Raw genomic sequence first — 25,209 nt, 5'->3', positions numbered from 1 at the left:
TTTAAGGTTTTTTAAAATTAAGAAACCCTAATTCGAAGCACAAAATCTTCAAAACTTTTCAACAACTCACAACAGACAACAGACAACAGACAACAGAAGTTAAATGTTCGCGATTTTAAATAAAGAAATACAGTCCTTTTTTTCGTCACCAATTGGTTACCTGGTGATTGGGATTTTTTTGGTGGCTTGCGGACTCTTCCTCTTTGTTTTTTCGGGGGAATATAATATCCTGGACAATGGTTTTGCCGATGTTAAACCTTTCTTCAACCTGGCCCCGTGGATCTTTATTTTCCTGATTCCCGCGGTGACCATGAAGAGCTTTTCCGAAGAAAAAAGACAGGGCACCATGGAATTGCTGCTTACCAAACCTATCGGGTTATGGCAGCTTATTTCAGGCAAATACCTTGGCTCCATAATATTAGTGATTTTGGCCATTTTACCTTCATTGTTATACGTGCTAACGGTTTATCAATTAGGAAATCCGGTGGGCAATCTTGATATTGGCGCTACCCTGGGTTCGTATTTCGGACTCTTGTTTCTTGGCGGCTGTTACACGGCAATTGGCATTTTTGCCTCAAGCCTTTCCAGGAACCAGATTGTGGCTTTTGTTGTTGCTGTTTTCCTTTGCTTCTTTTGCTATTTTGCTTTTGAAGGCCTTGCCGGTTATAACATTTTTGGGGAAGCAACGTACGGAGTGGAATATCTGGGCATAAGCTACCACTACCAAAGTATTAGCCGTGGCGTTATAGATACCCGCGATATTATTTATTTTTTCAGCTTTATTTTTCTATTTCTGAAGCTTACCCACATCAAATTAAAATCCATTCAGCAAAAATCTTAACTTGAAAAAAACCGGCACATACACGTCCCTAGCAATTCTGATAGTTGGTTTGATCCTGCTGAATATTCTTGCAGCCAACTTTTTTGAGCGGTTTGACCTTACCCAGGACAACCGCTACACCCTTTCTTCGGCTTCCAAAAATATAGTTGGAGATGTAGAAGAACCGGTGATTATAGATGTTTTTCTAAAAGGCGATTTTCCTGCGGAATTTAGAAGGCTTCGCAACGAAACCCGGCAACTTCTGGAAGAATTTGCCGCTTATAATACCCATATTAAATTCAATTTTATAAATCCTTTGGCTGAAGGACAGGATGCCAATGCCATTGCGCAGGAATTTATGCAGTTGGGAATGACGCCGGCGCGGGTTAGCGTACAGGAAAGTGGCAGGACAAGTGAAGAAATTATTTTTCCATGGGCTATCGCAAATTATGGAGAAGCCACGGTAAAAATTCCTTTACTGAAGAATAATCTTGGCGCTACAGACCAGGAGCGGGTGAACAACAGCGTGCAGCAACTGGAATACGCTTTTGCCAATGCATTGAGCCAGCTTATTTACAAAAAGGAAAAAAAGATCGCCGTAATACGCGGCAATGGGGAACTTGCCGATCCATATCTTGCCGATTTCCTGCAAACACTTCAAAATTATTATTTTATCGCGCCGTTCACGCTGGATTCCGCAGCTGTAAATCCGCAGAAAACATTAGAGAATTTAAATGAATTTGACCTCATTTTAGAAGCCAAGCCAACACAACCTTATACCGAAAATGAGAAATATGTGCTGGACCAGTACACCATGAATGGCGGAAAGTCTATGTGGTTGGTGGAAAGTGTAGCAATGGAAACCGACAGCCTCTTAAATGAAACCGGGACCGCCTATGCCCTACCCAGGAATTTAAATTTGGGAGACTTGTTCTTTTCCTACGGCTTCAGGATTAATCCCGTGCTGGTAAACGATATTTATTCGGCACCAATTATCCTGGCCACGGGAAGCGGAAACAACACCCGCTTTAACCCTTACCCCTGGTTCTATAGCCCTCTAAGCGCCTCTCCAAATAACCATCCCATCATCAACAATATTGAAGCGGTAAAATTTGAATACGCCAACCAGATTGATACCCTGGCCAACGATTTACAAAAAACAATCCTGCTTAGCAGTTCTCCCAGGTCCAAAATTGAAGGAACCCCGCTTCAAATAAGCCTGGAAATGGTTAGCCAGAAGCCCGATATTGCAAGCTATACCGATGGGGAACAGCCCCTGGCCGTATTGCTGGAGGGACAGTTTACTTCAGCCTATAAAAACAGGGTAAAACCTTTTAATTTATCAAATCCTTTAACTGAGAGTGAACCAACACAAATGCTGGTAATTTCTGATGGCGATGTGATTAAAAACGAACTGCAGCGGGGCGCACCGCTGGAACTTGGCTTTGAAAGGTACACCGGAAACACCTATGGCAACAAGGAATTTTTACTAAATGCGGTGAATTATATGCTGGATGACAGCGGACTTATTGAAATACGCTCCAAAGAAATCAGCATTCCCTTTCTCAATCCTGAAAAAACCGCAGCAGCGCGCGAAAAATGGCAGATTATAAACCTGGTTGTCCCGCTGATTATACTGGGGATTTTCGCTTTTATTTTTAATTTTTTCCGCAGAAGGAAATACATTAAAAAAGCTTAAAGAAGTAAAGCAACCTGTCTAGCCAAAGGACATATTAACAAAATACTTTAGCGAATATTAATTATTAAATTGATTTTAAGCTGTTTACCGCAAACATCGGGTAATTTTCTGTTAATAAAAACTACTCCTGCAGGCTTCCTCTTTTGAAGTATTAAAATATATTTGTAGTAGATTCAAATTAATCAACAAAGCCGATGAAATTTATTGTATCCAGCAGTTATTTGCTGAAACAGCTACAAATACTGGGCGGTGTAATTAACAACACCAATACTTTACCCATTTTAGATAATTTCCTTTTTGACCTTAAAGAAGATGAATTAACTGTTTCTGCTTCAGATTTGGAGACCACCATGTCTGCCAAACTCAAAGTAGAATCAGATTCTGAAGGAAAAATTGCTGTTCCCGCAAAGCTGCTCCTTGACACGTTGAAAACCTTTCCTGAGCAACCGCTTACTTTTGTTGCCGAGGATAATAATACCATAGAACTAAGTTCAAACCACGGGAAATACGCCCTGGCTTATGCCGACGGGGAAGAATTTCCAAATCCAGTTGAGCTTGAAGAACCAAGCAGCACGGTTATTGAAGGGGATATTCTTGCCACGGCTATAAGCAAAACAATTTTTGCATCAGGAAACGATGACCTTCGCCCGGTAATGAGTGGTGTTTTCTTCCAGTTTTCAGATGAAGGATTAACTTTTGTGGCTACAGATGCGCATAAACTGGTAAAATATTCCAGGGAAGATGTGAGTGCCTCGCAGTCGGCTGAATTTATTATGCCGAAAAAACCTTTAAACCTTCTGAAAGGGATTTTGGCCGGAAGCGAAAGCGAAGTATTAATTGAATACAACGATTCCAATGCAAAATTCACCTTTGACGAAACACAACTGATTTGCCGCCTGATTGACGGAAAATACCCTAATTACGAGGCGGTTATCCCAAAGGAGAATCCAAATAAACTGACCATTGAAAGAAACCAGTTTTTAAGTTCAGTAAGAAGGGTTTCCATTTTCTCCAATAAAACCACTCACCAGGTAAGGTTAAAAATTGCCGGCGCCGAGTTAAATATTTCTGCGGAAGATGTGGATTACAGCAACAAGGCAGAAGAAAGATTAACCTGTGCCTACCAGGGAGACGATATGCAAATTGGTTTCAATTCAAGATTTCTTACAGAAATGCTGAATAATTTAAATTCAGATGAAGTTCAGCTGGAAATGAGCCTGCCAAACCGCGCGGGAATTTTGACACCTGTTGATGGATTGGATCCGGGTGAAAGAATTACCATGCTGGTTATGCCGGTGATGTTGAATAATTAAAAATAAAAATTGCTGCCGGAAATTAAGTGCAGTACATAAAAATGTTCTGAAAATCAAAGCCCGTTCATAATCCTGAACGGGCTTTAGTTTTATATTCGCATTTAAAATGAAAAAGTGATTATTTGTTAACAGCGTATGGCTAAAATTGATCATTCACTAAGTATAACATATCATTTTGGTTTCACTTAATCAATTCGATGGTAAGAGGATAATGACATGGCTCTCCATTGCTCGCATTTATCGCATTGATTATTGGCATAATTATCCCGAAGACCCAAACTACCCCCAGGAGTAAAAAGCCTATGCCGAAAAGAAAAATTAGTGGTATACAGATAATGCTGTAGATAAAGAGGCTAATCTGGAAATTCATTACCATTTTACCGTGTGCATCCATACCTATTACTTTATCTTTTTGTGTCGCCCAAAGAATAAGCGGGACAATAAAACCTCCAAAGCCGGTAATTAGATCCAGTAGCTGGCTAATATGTGTGATTACGAGCATTTGCCTGTCTTCTCTCATGGCTGCATAAGTTTCCATAATTGATTTCTTTTAAAACTATAAAAAATATCCAAACAAAGTACTGATTATCAGCATTTGTATTAATAAGACGAAGGGAAATTTCATTTGTTACATCTGGTTTTTAGAATTTATGACAGAAATTTAAAGAAATGGCAGATTGCCACCCGTTTCTTACCTTTGCCCCATGAAAATGAATGACACCATTGTAGCACTCGCCACGCCATCAGGGGCTGGTGCAATTGCCATAATCAGAGTTTCCGGGCCGGAGGCCATTTCTATAGTTTCTCCTTTATTTAATGCAAAAAGCGGAAAACTGCTGGAAAAGCAACCCACGCATACGCTCCATTTAGGAAATATTATTGATTCTGAAAGAGTTATAGATGAAGTTTTAGTTTCGGTTTTCAGGGCACCTAAATCTTATACAGGGGAGGAAACCATAGAAATCTCCTGCCATGGCAGTCCTTATATTCAGCAGGAAATTATTCAGCTGCTGGTGCGAAAAGGTTGCCGGTCAGCCGAAGCAGGAGAATTTACTTTGCGTGCTTTCTTAAATGGAAAAATGGACCTGAGCCAGGCAGAGGCTGTGGCCGATTTAATTTCTTCTGAAAACCAGGCCTCTCACCAGATGGCTATGCAACAGATGCGGGGAGGTTTTTCAAATGAAATTCAGCGTTTGCGGCAGGAACTTCTCGATTTCGCTTCTTTAATAGAGCTGGAACTGGATTTTGCTGAAGAAGACGTGGAATTTGCTAATCGGGAAGAATTCAAAAAACTCATTCAAAGGATACAGAACGTCCTGAAAAAATTGATCGACTCTTTTGCCACCGGAAATGTGTTGAAAAACGGAATTCCTGTTGCTATTGTTGGGGAGCCAAACGTGGGAAAATCTACCCTTTTAAATTCACTTTTAAATGAAGAGCGTGCCATAGTTTCTGAAATTGCGGGAACCACCAGGGACACGATAGAAGATGAAATGGCTATTGGCGGAGTTGGTTTCAGGTTTATCGATACGGCAGGAATTCGTGAAACGAAAGATGTGGTGGAAAGCATTGGGATTAAAAAAACGTTTGAAAAAATAAGCCAGGCACAGGTTGTGGTATTTCTGCTAAATGCAGAAAAGTTCGAAGTTCGGAGTTCGTCCCTCTCTGCCTCCGGCATCTCCCCCGAAGGTGGAGAATTATCAGAACTTAAAACAGAAATTGAAAAAATTAGAAATAAGTTTCCGCAAAAACCACTGCTGATAATTGCCAATAAAGCAGATAAAATAGAAGAAGCAGGGAAAGAAAGTCTGATAGCAGAATTAAACAGCATTGCCCAAAACAGAGAAAAAGCTCATTTCTTATTGCTTTCAGCAAAAACGGGAGCGGGAGTTGAGGAGTTGAAGGATAAATTGCTGGATTTTGTTAATACCGGAGCGTTAAGAAACAACAATACCATCGTGACCAACAGCCGTCATTACAATGCCCTGCTAAGTGCCTTAGAAGAAATCAATAAAGTACAGGAAGGATTAAAAATGGGTCTTTCAGGAGATTTAATGGCTATTGATATTCGCCAGGCCCTGCACCATTTTGGAGAGATTACCGGCGAAATCACAAATGACGATTTATTAGGAAATATTTTTGCTAATTTCTGTATTGGGAAATAAACAGCAAATTTTATTTGATATCATTTGATATCAAACAGCACCAAAACCCACCAAATTTAAGGCTTACAAAAGTTTTACTTCACTCCTTCATTCTCCTTTAATAATTCATTGTGCACCCCTTTTTGTGCCTAAAGTGCACCCCGATGTTAATTTTCTTTCTTGAGGTGCATTTCGTGCACCTCATATCTCTTTTTGTTTTATCTTTATAGAAAGCTGGAGTTATGAAAATCAATCTTAGAAAAAAGAAGTTGACAACCGGGAAGTATAGTCTTTATATAGATTATTATAAAGGAAAGGTTATTGATCAGAATGGAAAATCGAAAAACAATAGGGAATTTGAATATCTCAAGGAGTATTTATACATCAATCCTAAAAATGCTTCTGAGAAACGGGAAAACGAAGAAACCCTTTTACGAGCAGAACAAATACTCTCAATTAGAAGAGCAGAATATGCCCAGGGTAAGTATGGTATTAAAGACAGATCTAAAGACAAACTATTATTTCTAACCTACTACGAAAAATTGAAAGAAGAGCGATATGAGAGTAAAGGGAATTATGACAACTGGGATGCCGCCCAAAATCATATAGAAGACTACTGCAAAAAGAGAAACATTACTTTTGAAGATATTGATGAAGATTTTGTAATAGGATTCAAAAAACATCTCGCTAATAAAGCCCGGACAAAATCAAATACGCCATTATCTCAGAATTCCAGATATACCTACTACAATAAGTTCAAAGCTGCTTTAAAACAGGCTTTTGAAGACGGATATACCCGTAGAAATTTTGCTACCACGGTTAAAGGATTTACCCAGGGTGAAACTTCCCGGGAGCATCTTACACATGAGGAGCTTCAGGCAGTGGTAAAGGCACATTGCAAACATCCTGTTTTAAAATCCGCATTTTTGTTCAGTTGCCTGACAGGTTTAAGATGGAGCGACATCAATAAGCTCATATGGTCTGAGGTTCGGGATGAAGAAGATGAGACCCGGTTAGTTTTTAAGCAGAAGAAAACAGCGGGCCAGGAATATCAATTTATCTCCAACCAGGCAAGACAGCTTTTAGGTAAAAGAAAACGGGAAAACGAGCTGGTATTCAAAGGCCTTAAATATGGAGCACATTTTAATGCAGAACTTCTCAGGTGGTGTATGCGTGCCGGTATCACCAAGCACATTACTTTCCATAGTGGCCGACACACCCATGCTGTGCTCCTGCTCGAAAATGGAGCCGATATTTACACCGTTTCAAAAATTCTTGGACACAAGGAAATCAAAACTACGCAGGTGTATGCAAAGATTGTGGATAAGAAGAAAAAAGAAGCAGCTTATTTGATACCGGAACTTGAAATTAATAATGAGTTTTGACTTATTTCCATACCTGGCCAGTATCGCCTTTATTTATACATATGGGCAATTAGCACTTCACTTTGCTCCGAAGATTTTTTATTATTTCTTAAATGAGCCCTTTGCATGGCAAAAGCAGGTGGAAAAGCCAAGGATCTTTTTGCACCTGATAGGGTTAAGTTATATGTATCTCATGGTTTACTCCTACTCATCCTTAGGAAATAGAGGAATATTTATTCAGTTAATAACCTGGCTTGCATTTATTCTTGGATTTTTTTCATGTTATTTTACCTGGACAGAAAAATTTCAGGTGTCATTCCAATCGCAGTTGAAAAAGAATGCTACGAGATCTTCTGAGAACTTCAATCTCTCAATTTCAGATTCACAATTAGGAGGGCTATATAATGAGATGATACGGCATGAATTAATAGATCAAGACAGAACCACCGTAGAAGATTTTAAAAATGTTCTACTTAAAGATTGGAAAAGTCATGATTCTAAACTCCATTTTAAAATGGACGGGCCAAGTTGCAGGGAATTTTACGACCATCTTACCAAAAAATTTCCGAATAATACCCTGACTCTGAAAAACCTCTTTATAAATTCAGGTTTGATTTTCCGGCCAGATGGCAAAAAATATAATTATAATACCCTAAAAAACGCTCCTACCAGGACACATGTTTCTAAACAGCACGAGGTAATCATTAACATTTTTCAGAAACTAAACTAAACTAAATTATGACCATAGCCACTGGTTGAAAGACTCCATCATTAAAATTAGTAGTTGTTTCTCTGAAGAATTTGTTAACCCGTAACAGAAATTATCTCAGTCCGAAAAAAGAAGGACTAATTGGGAAATTAAAAACTTAGAACAACACTGGTTCCTTCCCCAGCTAAACTATTAATCTGGATTTTCCCTCCATGCAGCGTCATAATTTGTTTACTTAGGCTAAGCCCAATCCCACTTCCCTGTTTTTTGGTGGTAAAAAAAGGTATGAAGATCTGATCTATAATCTCTTGTGAAATTCCTGGACCGTTATCTGCTACCGCAACTTCCGTTTTCCCATCAGTTTTACGCCTGGCATAAACTCTTACTTCTGCACCAGACACTTCTTCACAAGCCTCAATAGCATTTAATATAAGATTAATAAGTACCTGTTCCAGTAAATAGGTATCAGCCTCCACTTCTATTCTATTGTCTTTAAGCTCGAATTGAAGCCGTACGGAAGTTTTATCAATTGAAGGCTTCATCAATTGCTCAAGATCACGGAAAAGTGTTTGGATCTCAATCTTTTCTTTATTAAGATGAGTAATTTTGTTCAGGCTTCTGTAGGTTTTTGCAAATTTCATAAGCCCTTCACTACGTTTGCCTATGCTGCTCAAGCCGGCGTCAAAATCTTGCAGTTCCAATACTTTTGATGGGTTTTCCAGATTTTCCTGTACCTGAATTTTTAATGTATTGGCGAGAGACGAAATTGGTGCTATAGAATTCATGATTTCATGAGTCATGACACTTAGGAGTTTTTTCCAGGCTTCCGATTCCGTCTTATTTATGGTATCTTCGATATTATGAACAACTAACAGTTTGCAATAACTTTCTTCAATCCTGAACATACTATGGGAAATAAGCACCTTTAAATTTTCCTTCCGTATTTTAATATCTATAGTAGAAGGTTCGGAATAATGATTATCAAACAGTAAATCGTAAACATGCTTATTCCTTGATTTTAAAAAATTTATATTTTTAAAACCTGGCACATCCAGCATTTCCTGAAATGATTCATTTATCCAGAGTGTTTTGCCTGATTGAGTATTGTAAGCCAGGATCCCTATGTCTATCATTTCTAATATTTTCTGAAGGTAGAGATATTGGACTTCCTTTTCAGAATTCATTTCACGAATCGTACGGTTTACGGTATTAAAACCTTTGTAAAGCCGCCTGATATCTTTGGTTTTATTCTCCTCCAGGTAATTTCTGGAAAAATCCCTGTATTTCACAGCTTCAAAAAAATCATCCATCACTTCAAAACGCTTCCCCATATACCGGAAGAATTCATAGACAAGTAAGAGCAAAATTAGTGCGGGAAGAAGGGCCAAATAATAAGTCTCCTTCACTATAAACCATGCAAGTGCAATGGCGGTAATGGTAATTACCGTCACTCTAAATAAAATCGAAGTATGGTAGCTTTTAAAGGTCATACTTATCGAGCCTTCGGTAAAGAGCCGCACGTGTAATGCCAAGCTCTTTGGCCGATTTTGAAATATTTCCTTTATTCTTATCTATAACTTTCAGAATAGCATTTTTTTCCACAGTTTCCAGGCGCATATCATCCATTTCCTGTATTTCCGGAGCCGTCTCAATAGCCGAAAATGAAAGATCTTCAGCTTTTAAAATGTTATTTTCAGCCATTATAACTGCCCGCTCTATCACAAACTGAAGTTCCCGCACATTGCCGGGGAAAGAATGACTCTTTAATTTTTCAAGAAAACTCTTTTCTGTTTTTAGCGCGCCTTTGGCATATTTTTCAGCATAAAAATCGAGGAAATAACGGCTGAGCAAAGTTACATCTGTTCCCCTTGCCCGTAAAGGGGGAATCACCATATCCACGGTATTTATGCGATATATAAGATCTTTCCGGAATTTCGATTCATCAGAAAGCTCGGAAATCTTTAAGTTAGTCGCACAGATAAGCCTGATATCTACCGGGATTACTTCATTAGAGCCCAGGGGCGTAATTGTCCTGTTTTGAAGCACAGTAAGCAGCCTTGCCTGCTGCCGTAGGCTTATATTACCAATCTCGTCTAGGAAAAGTGTTCCTCCATGGGCAGTTTCAAACCTGCCCTTCCGATCCGCCCGGGCATCAGTAAAAGCTCCTTTTTTATAACCAAACAGTTCGCTTTCAAATAAAGTTGAAGTAAGTGCACCAACATCAACTTTTACAAAAGCCTTGTTTTTTCGATTTGAATTTTCATGAATGGCCTTTGCGATAAGATCTTTCCCTGTACCATTTTCGCCAAGAATCAAGACATTTGCATCGGTTGGAGCTACTTTTTTTATTTTTGCAAAGACTTCCTGAATCTCCTCACTTTCGCCTATAATTTTTGTTTCCCCTGCTTTGGGACGTAATTTGACTCCGGACCTCTTCTTTTTCTGAAGCATTTCCGTAACCGATTCAATAACCTTTTCATTCTGCCAGGGTTTCACAATAAAATCTGCCGCGCCTTCTTTTAAAGAGCGAATAGCCAGATCTATATCCCCATAGGCAGTAATAAGGATCACATCGGTATCAGGAGCGAGTTCCTTTATGCGGTTCAGCCAGAATATGCCTTCGTTTCCTGTGTTTACGAGTCCGTTGAAATTCATATCAAGAATAATCACGTCAAACTTCTTCTCTGAAAGCAAAGAAGGAAGGTTTCCCGGCTTCTTTTCCACCGCAATTTCAGCAACATGGGGTTTCAGTAGTAGCCTCATGGCTATAAGCACATCGGGATCATCGTCTATGACCAGTATTTTGGCATTGTGTAACTGCATGACACAATATTACAATTTATTCAAGGCATGCTGAATTTTGATCAAAAGAAAAAATCGAAAGCTTAAAATTGTTTTAAAACCGAACAGGAAGTGTCTCAAAACCGAACACTTTTTTCTCTATTAAAAAACCTATTCTACTGATTAACAGATACATATTTTTTTGGCACCTTTTTCACAATAGATCCATAGAAACAAAAGAACATTTATGGACATTCCATTAGAAAAAAAACGTTTTACTCCAAAAAAAATAGCCCTGATCGCCGGCGGGGTATTGCTGGCCGCGCTAATATTATTTGTGTTTTTTTCCTCCAGCGGCAGTTCAAAACTTAATGTAGAAAGAGAACGCATCAGTATAAATGAAGTAAAAAAAGGAAATTTTCAGGAAAATATTCCGGTAAATGGGGTTGTACTACCTATAAAGACCATTTACTTGGATGCCATGGAAGGCGGAAGAGTTGAAGAAAGGTTTGTAGAAGACGGCACCATGATGAAAAAGGGAGAACCTATTATTCGTCTTTCCAATACCGATCTTGAACTTAGCCTGGTAAACCAGGAGACATCGGTATACAACCTGCTTACGCAAATGCAAATTTCGCAAAATGCGGCCAGGCAAAATACCATTAACAAAAGAAACAACCTTACCGATGTTGAAAACAATTTAATAGAAGCTAAACGCAAATATGAACTGAACAAAAAACTTTTTGAAAAAGATGCAATTGGGAAGCAGGATTTCCTGGAAGCCAGGAATAATTACAATTATCAGCAAGAGAAATTTGAATTAGCCAAAGAAGTGCTTGCCCAGGACTCCATTTCTTCCCAACAGGAAACCCAACAGGCGCGTGAGTCTTATGAGCGTACCCGAAAAGCACTTGAACTTATGCGCAAAAAGGTTGGGGACCTTGTGGTAAAAGCGCCGGTAGACGGGCAGCTTACTGCCCTTGATGCCGAAATTGGACAATCCAAACAAAAAGGAGAACGTTTAGGACAAATTGACGTGATTAGCCGATATAAAGTTCGGGCTGAAATTGACGAGCATTATATATCCAGAATTTTCAATGGGCAAAGAGGTAGTTTTACCTTCAACGGAAAAGATTATGAATTAGAGATAAAAAAGGTTTATACCCAGGTTTCTAATGGCCGTTTTCAAGTGGACATGCATTTTGTAGATGAAAGCCCCGAAAATATCAGAAGAGGCCAAAGCCTTCAGATAAAATTATCTTTAAGCCAGGAAAAAGAAGCAATAATGGTCGCAAAAGGTGGCTTCTTTCAGCAAACCGGTGGAAACTGGATCTTTAAAGTTTCCGAAGATGGAGAAACCGCTTATAAATCACCAATAAAACTTGGAAGCCAGAATACCGAATATTATGAAGTTCTGGAAGGGCTTCAACCCGGCGATAGAGTGATCACCTCCAGTTATTCTAATTTTGGAGATATCGAAGAGCTGGTGCTCAATTAATGTAACGAACTCCATTGTAACAGATCATTTAAATATAAAACAGTTAAATAATTCATCAAAATGATAAAAATCACCAACCTCGAGAAATATTATAAGACCGAAGAGGTACAAACAATCGCACTGAATAAACTCTCTTTTGAAGTAAAAGAAGGTGAATTTGCGGCTATTATGGGCCCTTCAGGCTGCGGAAAATCTACGTTATTAAACATTCTTGGCCTGCTTGACGATCCAGATGGCGGCAGTTATTTATTCAATGGGATTGAAGTGGCCGGTTTTAATGAACGAAAAAGAGCGCAGCTTAGAAAGCACAATATCGGCTTTGTGTTCCAGAGCTTTAACCTCATCGATGAGCTTAGCGTTTATGAAAATGTAGAACTTCCGTTGATCTATACCGGTGTAAAACCTGCCGAACGTAAAGAACGGGTTCATGCCGTACTGGAGAAAATGCAAATCATGCATCGTAGAAAACACTTTCCGCAGCAACTCTCCGGAGGGCAGCAACAAAGGGTTGCCGTGGCACGAGCGGTTGTAAATAATCCAAAGATCATTCTTGCCGATGAGCCAACAGGTAACCTGGACAGCAGCAATGGGAACGAAGTCATGGACCTTTTAACCGAACTCAACGAAGCGGGAACTACCATCATCATGGTAACTCACAGTGAACACGACGCGAAATTCAGTCATCGAATTATCAGGATGCTGGACGGGCAGAAGGTTACGGAAAATGTACTAGTCTAGGGGATCATTCATCAATCAAAAATTAAAAAACATGTTTAAACTTTATCTCAAATCAGCTTTCAGAAATTTATGGAACAGAAAATTTTATAGTTTTCTGAACATACTAGGCCTGGCGGTTGGACTGGCCACGAGCATCATGCTGCTAATGTGGGTTCAGAATGAGTGGAGTTTTGACAAATTTCATGAGCAGGCTGAAAACATTTACCGCATCAATTCCCATTTTAAAACAGAGACAGAAGAAAATGTTTGGGGAACCGCACCCGGACCGGTAAAAGTTTATGCTCGCGATATTCCTGAAATTAAAAAACTGGTAAGGATCAATTTTGCTTCGGGTGTGACTATTAGCGATAAAGCCAGCGAACGAAAATTTTATAATAACAAAGTAGCAATGGCCGATGAGAACTTTTTCGATGTTTTCAGCTTTCCTTTTTTATATGGAAACAAAGAGGAAGCAATGGCCGATCCTTATTCGGTAGTACTCACCCGCAAAACTGCTGAAAAGATCTTCAAAAGTGATCTTGAGGAAATTGTGGGAAAACAGCTCATCTCAAATGGAGAAACTTTTAATATCAAAGGAATTATACAGGATATTCCTAAAAATTCAACGCTGCAGTTCGATGCGGTCATCCCCATGTCTTATTACGCAGCAATGTTTAAAGCCGGTGGTGGCAATGGCCAGTGGAAAACTATCGATACAGATGTTGGTAATTACACATTTTCATCATTCGTCGAACTTTCTAATAATGCTTCGGTATCCAATGCTGCAAATAAAATGTCATCAAAACTTAAAAATGCAATTGGTGACAATGGTGATTTCAATATTTTTTTTTCATTGCAACCGCTAAAAGATATTCACCTTATTAGCGCTGATGGTAATAGCAGCTCGGCTACTCAGGTAAATATTATCATGCTTGTGGTTATTATGCTACTTGCGATTGCCAGCATCAACTACATCAATATTTCTACGGCACAGGCCATTAAAAGAGCCAAAGAAGTAAGCGTTAGAAAGATCATTGGTGCCAATAAACATCAATTATTTTTACAGTTCCTTCTGGAAACCACTCTCCTTTTCGCTTTTGCCATAATCCTTGCAATGGCACTCATTTATCTGTTAATGCCGGTTTATAATTTCATCGCAGATAATGAACTTGCTTTTTCAATTTTCGATAGCAGTGTATGGAAAATCACGGGTATCAGCTTTTTTGCCACGCTAATAGCCTCCAGTATTTATCCGGCATTATTGCTTTCTTCATTTAAACCTATCGAAAGTTTACGCGGTAGGATAAAATCGGGGGTAAAATCTGGAACTCTTAGAAAAGGATTAGTCGTTTTACAGTTTTCAATGGCTATCATATTGCTAATCGCCACACTTTTTATGTCTCAACAAATGGAGTATATGAAAAATCGTGATCTGGGATATTCCAAAGAGAATGTTGTTATGGTACCCCTGAATTCCGAAGCCCGTAAACATCTGGACGCGCTAAAAAACACCCTTAACAATAACGACGCTATTGAAAATACAGCGGTGACCAGTGTAACAGATTTTAGTGATATTGATGGTTCTACCGGAGACCTGGACTGGCCCGGGAAACCTAAAAACAGTTCAATTATTATCACACAGGTTTATGCGGAAAAAGATTTTATTCCCACGATGAAAATTGAGCTTTTGGAAGGTCATAATTTCTTTGGTACTCCAGCCGATTCTTCTTCATTCATTCTGAATGAAACTGCGGTGAGACAAATGGGTCTTCAAAAGCCTTATGTGGGGCAAGAGATCAGTTTTCATTCCAAAAAAGGAAAAATTATTGGTGTCGCTAAGGATTTCAACTTTAAACATCTTCGGGAAAAAGTATCTCCGTTAATACTCTTCTCATTTTGGAATATTAAAAATCAACTAATCGTGCGCACGAAAGCGGGACAGGAAGATAAAGCTATTGCAGCGCTGGCTTCAGCATTTGAAAAATATCCGGGGGAAGAACCATTTAGTTATTCTTTTATAGATGATCAGTTTGATACCCGTTATAAGGCCGATGAACAGTCTGAAACTCTTTTCGAAGTATTTGCGGGAATTGCCATTTTTATTTCCTGTCTGGGGCTTTTTGGACTTTCAACCTATACCGCGCAAACACGAAAAAAAGAAATCGGCGTCAGGAAAGTACTGGGGGCAAATGTAGCTACCATCGTTTCTTTATTATCAAAAGATTTCCTAAAGCTGGTTTTAATAGCGATCATTATCGCTTCGCCTGTCGCCTGGTGGTGCATGAAAGAATGGTTGCAGGGGTTTGCATATCGCATCAACCTGGACTGGACTTTCTTTTTAATTGCAGGTTTTATAGCAATTTTGATAGCTCTCTTCACCGTTAGTTTTCAAGCCATTAAAGCCGCAATCTCAAACCCGGCAAAAAGCCTTAGAACCGAATAATTCATTATCAATCAAAAAACATGATCAGAAATTATTTTAAAATAGCATGGAGGAATATAAGAGCCAATAAACTGCTGACAGTATTGAATATCGTTGGCCTGGGAATTGGCCTTTGTGTTTGTATCATTTTATTTGCTTCGGTTTCCAAGGAATTTAGTTTTGATCGCATGTATGCTAATTCCGAAGATATTTACCGGGTAAATATGCAAACTTCGGAAGAATACAACTACGAAACCTGGGCCACCATGCCCAATGCAGTAGGGCCAGCACTTGCCAGTGATATTCCGCAGGTAAAAAGTATGACACGCCTTATCAAAGACGATTTTGGAGCTACGGCTTCGCTGAAGATTGGGGATGAAAACTTTAGCGAAAAGAAACTATACCTGGCAGACTCGACAGTTTTTGAATTTTTCGACTTTCAATTTACTGAAGGGAGTAAAAAAGACGCATTTTCCCAACCAAATGCCATTGTAATTTCTGAATCTTCCAGGAAAAGACTCTTTGGTGAAAATTCGGCATACGGAAAAATGATCATCGTTAATAACCGGGATACGCTGCATGTTTCCGGAGTTTACCAGGATCTGCCAGAAAATAGCGTGGTAGATTGTAACATGGTCTATAACATTATGGATTCCTGGATGGGGAAAAATGTGTATTGGAGCAATGCGAGTTATGAAACCTATGTTCAGCTTCAACCCAATGCAGCAGTAGCTGAAGTGCAAAAACAAGCTACCGATCTTATTGACAAATATGTGGATAAGGACGGACAGTATTTTACCAAATTCACCCTTCAGCCATTAACAAAAATACACCTCTATTCTAAAGATATTCGTGAAGGGTATTCTTCCCGATTAGGAAATATAGGTACCATTAAAAGTTTATTATTCCTGGCGATCCTGGTGCTGCTTATCGCCTGTATAAATTATATGAACCTGGCAACCGCCCATTCTCAAAAACGCTCTAAAGGTATTGGGATGAATAAAGTTTTGGGCGCTACCAAAGGCCATATGCAGGCGCTTTTTTATACAGAAACCGGAATTCTCGTTTTTATAGCCGTTTTACTGGGATATGCTGTCTCCTTCCTGGTGCTTCCCATTTTTCAGCGGGTGTTGGGAACACCGTTGAATTATTCCGATTTATACACCACTACCCTTCTGGGTGGTTTACTGGTTATCGGAATTCTAGTAACAATTATCGCCGGCAGTTATCCCGCAATTTCAATGTCCAGTATTTCTCCGCTGGTGCTGGTTAATAAATCAAAAGATAAAAATTTGGTGGTGAATATTATTCGTAAAGGATTGGTGGTCTTCCAGTTTTCGGCATCCATTATTCTGATTATCGCAGTGATCGTGATCTACCAGCAAATGAATTTTATTCAGAATAAAGACATAGGTTATAATCCTAACGGGCTGATTGCGGTTTCGGTAAAATCGGAGCAAAGCAAAGAACAGGTACAGTATGTTATGCAAGAATTGGAAAACAAGGCAGCGGTGAAAAATATCTCATTGGTACAATCTGTTCCCGGTGAAAATGAAAGCGGCCGGTCGGTTTATAAACTTTCTACAGATACGGAAGGTTTACCGGTGAGCACTAATAGGACGGAAGGCAATATTGTTGAAACGATGCAGCTGAAATTACTTGCAGGGCAGCAGCTGCCGAAACATATCGCTCAGGGAGATTCTACCTGCTATACCCTGATCAATGAAAAAGTGATGAATTACTTAGGATTTAAAAGTCCGCAGGATGCCGTTGGAAAATATATTAATACCGAATTCAATGATAAATCTATTGTTTCAGGAGTAGTTAAAGATTTCAACTACAATTCATTAAAAGAGAACATTGGCGGGTATATGTATTATAAAATGGAAGGTGGCCCGGAAGCTGTACGCACTTTGTTGATAAGGTATAATACCGCAAATATTGCCGGCTTCATGCAGCAGTTACAGCAAACGGTTCAAAAGGATTTACCTAACACAGCCTTTGATTATCAGTTTTTAAACCGACATGTGGCGAATTTATACGTTTCAGAGCAACGGGCGGCAAAAGCTGCGACCGTATTTACATTACTGGCCATACTAATTGCCTGCCTGGGATTATTTGGCTTAGCAGCTTTCACGGCAGAACAGCGCGTGAAGGAAATTGGAGTTCGAAAAGTTCTTGGAGCCAGTGTTACCGGGGTGGTAAGTTTATTAACCAAAGATTTCCTGAAACTGGTCTTTATCGCGTTGGCCTTAGCCACTCCAATCGCGTGGTGGATAATGCATGAATGGCTGCTGGATTTTGTTTACCGAACACATATTCACTGGTGGGTTTTCATAGTGGCAGGTTTAGTGGCTATTGGAATTGCCTTGTTAACGATAAGCTTCCAGGCCATTAAAGCTGCAATTGCTAACCCGGTAAAAAGTTTAAGAACGGAATAATACATCATCAATCAGAAAATCATGTTCAGAAATTATTTTAAAATAGCGTGGAGAAGCATTTTTAAGAGGAAAATCTTCTCTTTTATAAACATTTTTGGCCTGGCACTGAGTATAGCTTCATGTGTTCTTATTTGTACTTATATATATAATGAACTTAATTATGATACCTATTCAGCAAATTCAGATGAACTTTATCGTGTAGAACTTCATTTAAAAGACAATGGCTCAATCACCGTTTTTCCGAACATTGATGTTGCTGTTGGCAACGGTTTAAAGAAAGCTTTTCCAGAAATTTTAGCCTCATCCAGGCTCTCGCCCCTACCTGATGTCTATCTTAAAAATGGAAGTGAACAGTTTAAGGAGCAAAATCTTGCAACCGTTGATTCAAATTTTCTGAAACTTTTTTCTATACCACTAATCGAAGGAAATATAAACAAGGCGCTTGTGGAACCAAATTCGATTGTAATTTCAAAAAAAATCGGAAAAAAATATTTTGGAAATCAGTCGGCAGTGGGCAAAACTTTAGAACTTTCAGGAAAGAAATCTCTTTTGGTGACCGGGGTTATAGATAAAGTTCCTGAAAATTCTCATTTTAATTACAATATTTTTCTAAGCACCTCAACCTTCCCATATAGTAAGGGTGATACCTGGAGTAATATTGGCTGGACCACTTATTTACTACTAAATAAAAATACAGATGTAGCTAAATTAGAATCAAAATTTCCTGATCTGGTTGCGGAACATATTGTGCCCGAGATACAAAAGGATATGAATATCAACCTTTCTCAAGCTAGAGAATCTCTAAATAAATTTCAGTTTCTTCTAAGGCCTGTGAAAACCATTCATTTATATTCTCATACTAAATATGAATTACAACCAAATGGGCATATCCAATACATTTATATATTCAGTGCGCTTGTTATTTTTATTCTTGCCCTTGCCTGTGTGAATTTTACAAATCTTTCTACAGCGAGTGCCGCTCAGCGTTCTACTGAAGTTGGTATTCGAAAAGTTCTTGGATCAAATAGAAAACCTTTAATTTTTCGATTTTTATCAGAATCTATTCTAATTGCTTTATTCGCAATGATTTTAGCGTTTGCAATTATTTACCTAGCGCTACCATGGTTTAATCAAATATCTGGAGAGAATAGAACTTTCTGGTTTTTCCTTCAACCATTATCCCTTTTGGCCATTTTGGGTTTCACCATTTTTGTTGGACTTCTGGCCGGAGTTTATCCCGCATTCTTTCTTTCTTCCTTTAAAACCATTAAAACGTTAAAAGGTGGAACTAATGAGATACTTCGAAATAAAGGTTTTCTTCGCAATGGTCTTGTCGTTTTTCAGTTCTCTGTTTCTATGATCTTAATTATCGCCACAATGATCGCCTATCAACAATTAAATTATATGCAAAATAAGCAATTGGGGTATAATAAAGAGCAAGTAGTATTGATCCCAGATTCTTATTTATTAGGGAACCAGCAGCAGACTTTTAAACAAAAATTACTTAATAACAGTCAAATTTCTAATGTAAGCATTGCTTCCGGAATACCTTCAGATCCCAACCTGAGCGGTTCTCAGGTTTATCCTAAAAGTAATCAGGAACAAGAAGCAAATTCAGAAATACATATCAATATTTACAATATAGATGATTCTTATATTCCTACTATGGGTATGACCATGCTTAAAGGAAGAAATTTCTCAAAAGAATTTGTTTCAGATTCTACTGCAGTGATTATCAATGAAGCAGCCGTTAAGGCACTTGGTTGGCAAAATGAGAATGTAATTGACAAATCTATTGTAAAATCTGGTGGATATATATATAATGTCATCGGAATTGTTAAAGATTTTCAATATAACTCGGCGAAGGAAAATATCGCTCCGTTAATGATGCGCTTGAATCCTTTTTCAAGCGGAACAATCATCGTAAAAATCAATACAGTTGAAACCAAAGCAATTTTATCCAGTATTCAAACGGAATGGGAATTATTAAATAACCAGGGAGCTTTTTCCTATACTTTCTTAGATAAAAATTACGATCGCCTCTATAGATCTGAAGAGCGGAATGGTCAGCTCTTTTCAGTTTTTGCGCTCTTGGCCATAATTATTGCTAATATTGGATTATTTGGTCTCGTTGCCTTCGCTGCCGTACAAAGAACAAAAGAAATTGGAGTAAGAAAAGTTCTGGGTAGTTCTGTTCCTGGTATTATTTTACTCCTTACCAAAGATTTTATAAAATTAATAGGTATTGCTGCACTTTTCGCTGTTCCAATTGCCTGGTACGTTATGAGACTATGGTTAGAAAATTTTGCATTCCGAATAGATATAAAATGGTGGGTTTTTCTAATAGCTGGAATTACTTCAATGGTAATTGCATTAATAACCGTCAGTTCCCAAGCGATAAAAGCAGCGATTCAAAATCCCGTAAAAAGTTTAAGAACCGAATAAATTCATCATCAATCAGAAAATTATGTTCAGAAATTATTTTAAAACAGCGTGGAGAAGTCTCTGGAAAGAAAAAACGTTCACATTTCTTAATGTTTTCGGACTTTCGGTAGCCTTTGGGGTAGCCGTTCTTCTATCCATTTACGCTTTTTTCGAACTCTCTTTTGACAATTTTCATGAAAAAAGTGACAATATTTACCAGCTCTACCATACCGAATATTCTGCCCAGGGTGCACAGGCTGAAATTTCAAATCCTATTCCGCTGGCCGGAGCGCTCCAGGAAGAAGTCCCCGGAATTGCAAAAATATCACGCTTTAATGGCGGTGGCCTCCAGGCAGAACTAGGCGAAAAACAGGTGCATTTACAATCGGCTTTTGTAGATCCGGAATTCTTCGATATTTTCACTTTTCCCGTTGCGAAAGGCGATCAGCATCCTGTTCAGGAGAAATCTGAAGTCGCTATTACTAAAAAAGCTGCGATAAATCTCTTCGGAAAAGATGATGCGCTGGGCAAAACCCTGAACCTCTTTATCGGGGAGCGGGAAGTTCCTTTTAAAATCACTTCGGTGATGGAAGATCTTCCGGTGAACAGCAGCCTTAAATTTGATATCGCGCTGAATTTTAAAAGCCAGGCAGACAGGAATTATGCCGATGCTAAAGATCGCTGGGATCACGCCAACCACGAAGTTTATATAGAGCTTGCCAACGGGGTGAGCGTTTCTCAGTTTGAAAAAGCAACCAGAGATTTTACCAACCTTCACTTTTCAAACGATATTGAGAATGCCAAAAGAGATGGTATACAGCCAGATGAAAATGGGCAATATATTCAACAGCGGCTTTTCTCCATCAGGGATGTTCACTTTGGAAGCGAGAATAACGGTATTGCAGAAGCAAACCGCACCTATCCTTATTTGCTGCTTGGGGTCGCTTTTCTCATTCTGTTAATCGCCAGCGTGAATTTTGTGAATATGAGCATCGCCAGAAGTTCCCAACGTTTGCGGGAGATAGGAATGCGCAAGACTTTAGGCGCTGGGAAAGGGCAGCTATTTTTGCAGTTTTGGGGTGAAAGTATTCTAGTTTTTCTTGTAGCTGTGATCCTTGGAATTCTGTTGGCCAAAGTTTTGCTGGAGCCATTTCAGACATTGTTCAATACAGTGGCTTCTTTCGAAAATGTAGTTAGTTTGCAAAATATCTCCACATTTATTCTTGGTGTCGCTCTAATTACTTTTATCGCCGGTGGTTATCCCGCTCTTCTTCTGAGTAAACTCGGAACTCTTAAAGCGCTCAAAGGCAAACTTGACCTCAACGGCGGCCATAGACTAAGAAACGCACTGATCGTTGTACAGTTCAGCATTGCCATTCTGCTTATTAGCGGAACACTTATTCTTCGTGAACAGCTGAATTTTATGAGGACTAAAGATCTTGGTTTCAATAAAGAACAGGTGATTTCTTTTCCGCTTAACGGAAAAAAGAATGATGCCCGTGTGGTAGGTTTACTTCGGAATGAGTTACAGGGAAAACCGGGAATTGAAAGTGTTTCCGCAGCTACCAATATTCTGGGACTCGGCCGCGACCATACATCTTCTACCAGCGTTATGGGCTTCGATTATAAAGGCCGCGGAATAAAAACCAATCTTCTTACCGTAGATTACGATTTCCCTAAAACCGTAGGGCTGGAAATTATTAAAGGCAGAAGTTTTGATCGTTCCCGCCCTTCAGACAGTACAGCAATTATTATCAATGAAGCAATGGCAAAGCAAATGGGTGACGAAGATATTCTGAGCAGTAGCATCATCCTGGATGACAGTGTACATTTTCCGGTAATAGGAGTGGTTAAAAATTACAATTTTCAGGATCTTGATAAGCAAATTGAACCCTTAACCCTTTTTCTGAATCCGGGTGATCATATGCGTTATGCTTATGTAAAGGTTTCCCGCGGCAATCTTTCCGGAAGTCTTGACCAGGTAAGAATAGCCTGGAATAAGATCGAACCGAATGTCGAATTCCTGGGGTCGTTTCTAGATGAAAATATAGACAGAACCCTGAGGAGGGAGCAAAATATGGCTACGATGATCACCAGCGGCTCCGTAATTGCCATTATTCTAAGCTGTGTTGGTTTATTCGCCATTTCTTTACTGGTGGTTTCTCAACGGCGAAAAGAAATCGGTATCCGAAAAGTAGTTGGGGCGAGTGTGAGCAAAATAACAATTATGCTAACCTCCGATTTTTTAAAACTGGTGGGAATCGCCTTTATTATTGCAACTCCAATCGCCTGGTATTTTAGCGGAAAATGGCTGGAAAATTATCCTTTCAGAATAGATCTCAGCATCTGGGTCTTTCTTCTGGCCGGTATCATCGCAATCTTAATCGCCGTTTTCACGATAAGTTTCAGAACGATTCGGGCAGCAATTCAGAACCCGGTAAGAAGTTTAAGAACCGAATAGTTATGATCAGGAATTATTTAAAAACAGGCTGGCGTAACATTATAAAGAGTAAAGGCACTTTTACGGTCAATATTATCGGGCTGGCGCTGGGAATTGCTTCCGTTATCATGATCATGCTATATGTATCCAGTGAATTGAGTTATGATCGGTTCAATAAAAAAGCCGACCGCATCGCTCGCGTTGTTTTCAGGGCCAATATCAATAATGAAGAAATGAAAGAAGCCGTGGTAATGGCGCCGGTGGCTCAAACTTTAAAAAATGATCTTCCGGAAGTAACCGATGCTACTCGGCTGGCGAAATCGTATAACAACCGCTTGGAATATAATGGCACCTACTACGGCCAAAGCAGCATGGGATATGTAGATCCTAACTTTTTCGACGTTTTCACTTTGCATATAATGAGTGGAGATCAGCACAGTCCGCTTGATAAACCCAATACCGCGGTAATTTCTGAAACACTGGCCCGGAACGTCTTCGGAATTACAGATCCTGTTGGTAAAACCTTCCACATTACGAATCGCGAAGAAGATTACACGGTTTCGGCAGTAATGAAGGATATCCCTGAAAATTCTCATTTTCACTTCGATATTCTTGCATCTACATTAGGCTACGCCGCTGCCAAAAAAACCACCTGGATGCAATCTGATTTTTTCACCTACCTAGTCCTAAAAGAAGGTGCTACTGTAGCTGAAGTAGAAGCAAAATTACCGGCAATCACCAGGAAATATATGGGTCCGCAGATGACTGATGCTATCGGAATGTCGTATGAAGAGTTTGAGAAAAATAATGACTTGGGACTTTTTCTTCAGCCGTTAACCGACATTCACCTGCATTCCGATTTTTCTGATGCGACTACACTGGAGCAGGGTGGAGACATCAAATATATATATATTTTCAGCATTGTGGCCATTTTTATGCTGGTCATTGCCTGTATCAATTTTATGAACCTCGCAACGGCTTCGGCTTCCAAACGATCTAAAGAGGTGGGTATTCGGAAAGTTCTGGGGTCAAACAAAAAGCAACTAATTTACCAGTTTTTGGCCGAAGCATTTATTTCCACGGTCCTTGCGACTATTTTTGCCATTTTGATCTTCGGATTATCCTTGCCTGGATTTAATCAATTAGCCGGAAAAAGTATCGAATTGGATTCTCTTCTGAAACCGCTTTATATTTTTTCCTTTATTGGGTTAATCTTTTTAATCACCATTCTTGCGGGTGGTTACCCGGCATTTTATCTTTCCTCATTTAATCCACTGAATGCGCTGAAATCAAAATTTTCCGGTAGCGGAAAGAATTCAGGGATTCGTGGCGGACTCGTGGTTTTTCAGTTTGTGATTTCCGCAGGACTCATTCTTGCCACTCTCGTGGTAAAAGAACAGATGAATTATATTCAGAATAAAGATATTGGCTACGAAAAAGATCAGTTGCTGGTGGTTCGCAACACTTACCTGCTGGGCAATAATGAAGATAACTTTATCCAGGAAATCAAAAATTATCCAAGGGTGGAAAATGTGACGCATTCTGCCTTCGTACCCGCCGGTGAAAGTGATAACGAAGTTGGCGGAATTTTTCTGAATGGGGAGTTTTTACGCCGCATGTATTTCTACAATGTCGATGAAAATTATATCCCGACGATGGGTATGGAATTATTGGCGGGACGAAATTTTTCCAAATTTTATGGGGATGAGAATGATAATGTGATCATTAATGAAAAAGCGGCAGAAGCGCTTGGCTTTGGAAAGGATGCCATTGGAAAAACTTTCCAAAGGGATACCGATGATGGTCCTCGTGACATTCATGTAATTGGAGTCATTAAAGATTTTAACTGGAAATCGCTCCACCAGGAAATTGACCCATTAGTTCTGAAAAGGAATCCTTATGGTGGGGTGATCGTTCGTTCTAAAACCGCAGATATGTCCGGGATTATTGAAAACCTGAATTCCAATTGGAACAGTTATAACCCAAAAGAAGCCCTGGATTATAGTATTCTGGATGATTCCTTCAACCATACCTATTTAAAAGAACGAAAAATGGGAACTATTCTCACACTTTTTGCCATTTTAACCATTATTGTGGCCTGCCTTGGTTTATTCGGATTAGTGACTTTTACTGCGGAACAGCGGTTTAAGGAAATCGGGATCAGGAAAGTTCTGGGTTCTTCAGCTACCCAAATTGTAGCCTTACTTTCCAAAGATTTCATCAAACTGGTAGGAATTTCATTTTTGATCGCCTTCCCGCTGAGTTATTATCTCATTAATAAATGGCTTCAGGATTTTGCCTTCAGAATTGAAATTAAATGGTGGTTATTCTTACTGGCTGCGATTATCACACTGGGAATCGCTTTCCTTACGATCGGGATCAAAAGTTTTAAAGCGGCAAGTATGAACCCCGTAAAAAGTTTAAAAACCGAATAAAA

The 25,209-nt window shown here is 39.2% G+C and carries 16 protein-coding genes; 13 read left to right on the top strand and 3 right to left on the bottom strand.

The genetic code is table 11. The features are described 5' to 3' along the window. Positions 1 to 103 precede the first annotated feature (103 nt). The 3 genes from gldF to dnaN all read left to right on the top strand — a co-directional run bounded on the left by gldF (position 104) and on the right by dnaN (position 3,832). A complete protein-coding gene (gene gldF / locus RM553_RS17075) occupies positions 104 to 841 on the top strand; it encodes a gliding motility-associated ABC transporter permease subunit GldF (protein WP_311536173.1) in 738 nt (245 codons plus the stop codon). A gap of 1 nt (position 842) precedes the next feature. After that, positions 843 to 2,519 carry a gliding motility-associated ABC transporter substrate-binding protein GldG gene (gldG, locus tag RM553_RS17070; RefSeq protein ID WP_311536172.1) on the top strand — a complete coding sequence of 559 codons (1,677 nt, stop codon included), beginning with the start codon at positions 843 to 845 and terminating at the stop codon, positions 2,517 to 2,519. Positions 2,520 to 2,713: 194 nt separating this feature from the next. After that, positions 2,714 to 3,832 carry a DNA polymerase III subunit beta gene (gene dnaN / locus RM553_RS17065; protein WP_311536171.1) on the top strand — a complete coding sequence of 373 codons (1,119 nt, stop codon included), beginning with the start codon at positions 2,714 to 2,716 and terminating at the stop codon, positions 3,830 to 3,832. Positions 3,833 to 4,013: 181 nt separating this feature from the next. On the opposite strand, the gene RM553_RS17060 is transcribed toward dnaN, so the two are convergent. Next, entirely contained in the window at positions 4,014 to 4,370 is a 357-nt protein-coding gene (locus tag RM553_RS17060; protein ID WP_311536170.1) for a DUF4870 domain-containing protein, read from the bottom strand. Positions 4,371 to 4,536: 166 nt separating this feature from the next. Between RM553_RS17060 and mnmE the strand changes: the two genes are divergently transcribed. From mnmE to RM553_RS17045, 3 genes are all read left to right on the top strand, one after another. After that, on the top strand, positions 4,537 to 5,997 hold the full coding sequence (mnmE, locus tag RM553_RS17055; protein ID WP_311536169.1) for a tRNA uridine-5-carboxymethylaminomethyl(34) synthesis GTPase MnmE: 1,461 nt from the start codon (positions 4,537 to 4,539) through the stop codon (positions 5,995 to 5,997). Positions 5,998 to 6,218: 221 nt separating this feature from the next. Then, positions 6,219 to 7,361, top strand: a complete 1,143-nt coding sequence (locus RM553_RS17050; protein ID WP_311536168.1) for a site-specific integrase — start codon at positions 6,219 to 6,221, stop codon at positions 7,359 to 7,361. Beyond that, on the top strand, positions 7,351 to 8,070 hold the full coding sequence (locus RM553_RS17045) for a hypothetical protein (RefSeq protein ID WP_311536167.1): 720 nt from the start codon (positions 7,351 to 7,353) through the stop codon (positions 8,068 to 8,070). Before RM553_RS17050 ends, RM553_RS17045 begins: the two co-directional genes overlap by 11 nt. A 128-nt stretch (positions 8,071 to 8,198) precedes the next feature. Here the strand turns inward: RM553_RS17045 and RM553_RS17040 are convergent, their stop codons facing one another. Together RM553_RS17040 and RM553_RS17035 are read right to left on the bottom strand one after the other, a co-directional pair. After that, positions 8,199 to 9,581 (bottom strand): sensor histidine kinase, encoded by a 1,383-nt coding sequence (locus RM553_RS17040; RefSeq protein ID WP_311536166.1) that lies wholly within the window; start codon positions 9,579 to 9,581, stop codon positions 8,199 to 8,201. Further along, a complete protein-coding gene (locus RM553_RS17035; protein ID WP_311536165.1) occupies positions 9,529 to 10,872 on the bottom strand; it encodes a sigma-54-dependent transcriptional regulator in 1,344 nt (447 codons plus the stop codon). Before RM553_RS17035 ends, RM553_RS17040 begins: the two co-directional genes overlap by 53 nt. Before the next feature lie 205 nt (positions 10,873 to 11,077). Between RM553_RS17035 and RM553_RS17030 the strand changes: the two genes are divergently transcribed. The 7 genes from RM553_RS17030 to RM553_RS17000 are packed head-to-tail and all read left to right on the top strand — an operon-like array spanning position 11,078 to position 25,207. Beyond that, positions 11,078 to 12,328: an efflux RND transporter periplasmic adaptor subunit gene (locus RM553_RS17030; protein WP_311536164.1), complete on the top strand. Its 1,251-nt coding sequence runs from the start codon at positions 11,078 to 11,080 to the stop codon at positions 12,326 to 12,328. A 60-nt stretch (positions 12,329 to 12,388) separates the two neighbouring features. Continuing rightward, a complete protein-coding gene (locus RM553_RS17025) occupies positions 12,389 to 13,066 on the top strand; it encodes an ABC transporter ATP-binding protein (RefSeq protein ID WP_311536163.1) in 678 nt (225 codons plus the stop codon). 31 nt (positions 13,067 to 13,097) lie between these two features. Continuing rightward, positions 13,098 to 15,488 (top strand): ABC transporter permease, encoded by a 2,391-nt coding sequence (locus RM553_RS17020; protein ID WP_311536162.1) that lies wholly within the window; start codon positions 13,098 to 13,100, stop codon positions 15,486 to 15,488. 20 nt (positions 15,489 to 15,508) lie between these two features. Beyond that, positions 15,509 to 17,908 (top strand): ABC transporter permease, encoded by a 2,400-nt coding sequence (locus RM553_RS17015; protein ID WP_311536161.1) that lies wholly within the window; start codon positions 15,509 to 15,511, stop codon positions 17,906 to 17,908. Positions 17,909 to 17,929: 21 nt separating this feature from the next. Beyond that, positions 17,930 to 20,353, top strand: coding sequence for an ABC transporter permease (locus RM553_RS17010; RefSeq protein ID WP_311536160.1), 2,424 nt, complete (start codon positions 17,930 to 17,932; stop codon positions 20,351 to 20,353). Positions 20,354 to 20,375: 22 nt separating this feature from the next. Continuing rightward, positions 20,376 to 22,793, top strand: coding sequence for an FtsX-like permease family protein (locus RM553_RS17005; protein ID WP_311536159.1), 2,418 nt, complete (start codon positions 20,376 to 20,378; stop codon positions 22,791 to 22,793). A 2-nt stretch (positions 22,794 to 22,795) separates the two neighbouring features. Continuing rightward, positions 22,796 to 25,207: an ABC transporter permease gene (locus tag RM553_RS17000; protein WP_311536158.1), complete on the top strand. Its 2,412-nt coding sequence runs from the start codon at positions 22,796 to 22,798 to the stop codon at positions 25,205 to 25,207. Positions 25,208 to 25,209: the final 2 nt, after the last annotated feature.

This window comes from Autumnicola tepida (genome assembly GCF_031846485.1).
GTDB classification, from domain to species: domain Bacteria; phylum Bacteroidota; class Bacteroidia; order Flavobacteriales; family Flavobacteriaceae; genus Autumnicola; species Autumnicola tepida.
Note: the sequence above shows the minus strand (reverse complement) of the source record. Positions and strands in the feature narration are given on the sequence as shown.

Bases quoted from the DNA above. Each gene is read 5' to 3' on its own strand.
- gldF (WP_311536173.1), top strand. From the start codon at position 104: ATGTTCGCGATTTTAAATAAAGAAATACAGTCCTTTTTTTCGTCACCA.
- dnaN (WP_311536171.1), top strand. From the start codon at position 2,714: ATGAAATTTATTGTATCCAGCAGTTATTTGCTGAAACAGCTACAAATA.
- RM553_RS17060 (WP_311536170.1), bottom strand. From the start codon at position 4,370: ATGGAAACTTATGCAGCCATGAGAGAAGACAGGCAAATGCTCGTAATC.
- mnmE (WP_311536169.1), top strand. From the start codon at position 4,537: ATGAAAATGAATGACACCATTGTAGCACTCGCCACGCCATCAGGGGCT.
- RM553_RS17050 (WP_311536168.1), top strand. From the start codon at position 6,219: ATGAAAATCAATCTTAGAAAAAAGAAGTTGACAACCGGGAAGTATAGT.
- RM553_RS17045 (WP_311536167.1), top strand. From the start codon at position 7,351: ATGAGTTTTGACTTATTTCCATACCTGGCCAGTATCGCCTTTATTTAT.
- RM553_RS17035 (WP_311536165.1), bottom strand. From the start codon at position 10,872: ATGCAGTTACACAATGCCAAAATACTGGTCATAGACGATGATCCCGAT.
- RM553_RS17030 (WP_311536164.1), top strand. From the start codon at position 11,078: ATGGACATTCCATTAGAAAAAAAACGTTTTACTCCAAAAAAAATAGCC.
- RM553_RS17025 (WP_311536163.1), top strand. From the start codon at position 12,389: ATGATAAAAATCACCAACCTCGAGAAATATTATAAGACCGAAGAGGTA.
- RM553_RS17020 (WP_311536162.1), top strand. From the start codon at position 13,098: ATGTTTAAACTTTATCTCAAATCAGCTTTCAGAAATTTATGGAACAGA.
- RM553_RS17015 (WP_311536161.1), top strand. From the start codon at position 15,509: ATGATCAGAAATTATTTTAAAATAGCATGGAGGAATATAAGAGCCAAT.
- RM553_RS17010 (WP_311536160.1), top strand. From the start codon at position 17,930: ATGTTCAGAAATTATTTTAAAATAGCGTGGAGAAGCATTTTTAAGAGG.
- RM553_RS17005 (WP_311536159.1), top strand. From the start codon at position 20,376: ATGTTCAGAAATTATTTTAAAACAGCGTGGAGAAGTCTCTGGAAAGAA.
- RM553_RS17000 (WP_311536158.1), top strand. From the start codon at position 22,796: ATGATCAGGAATTATTTAAAAACAGGCTGGCGTAACATTATAAAGAGT.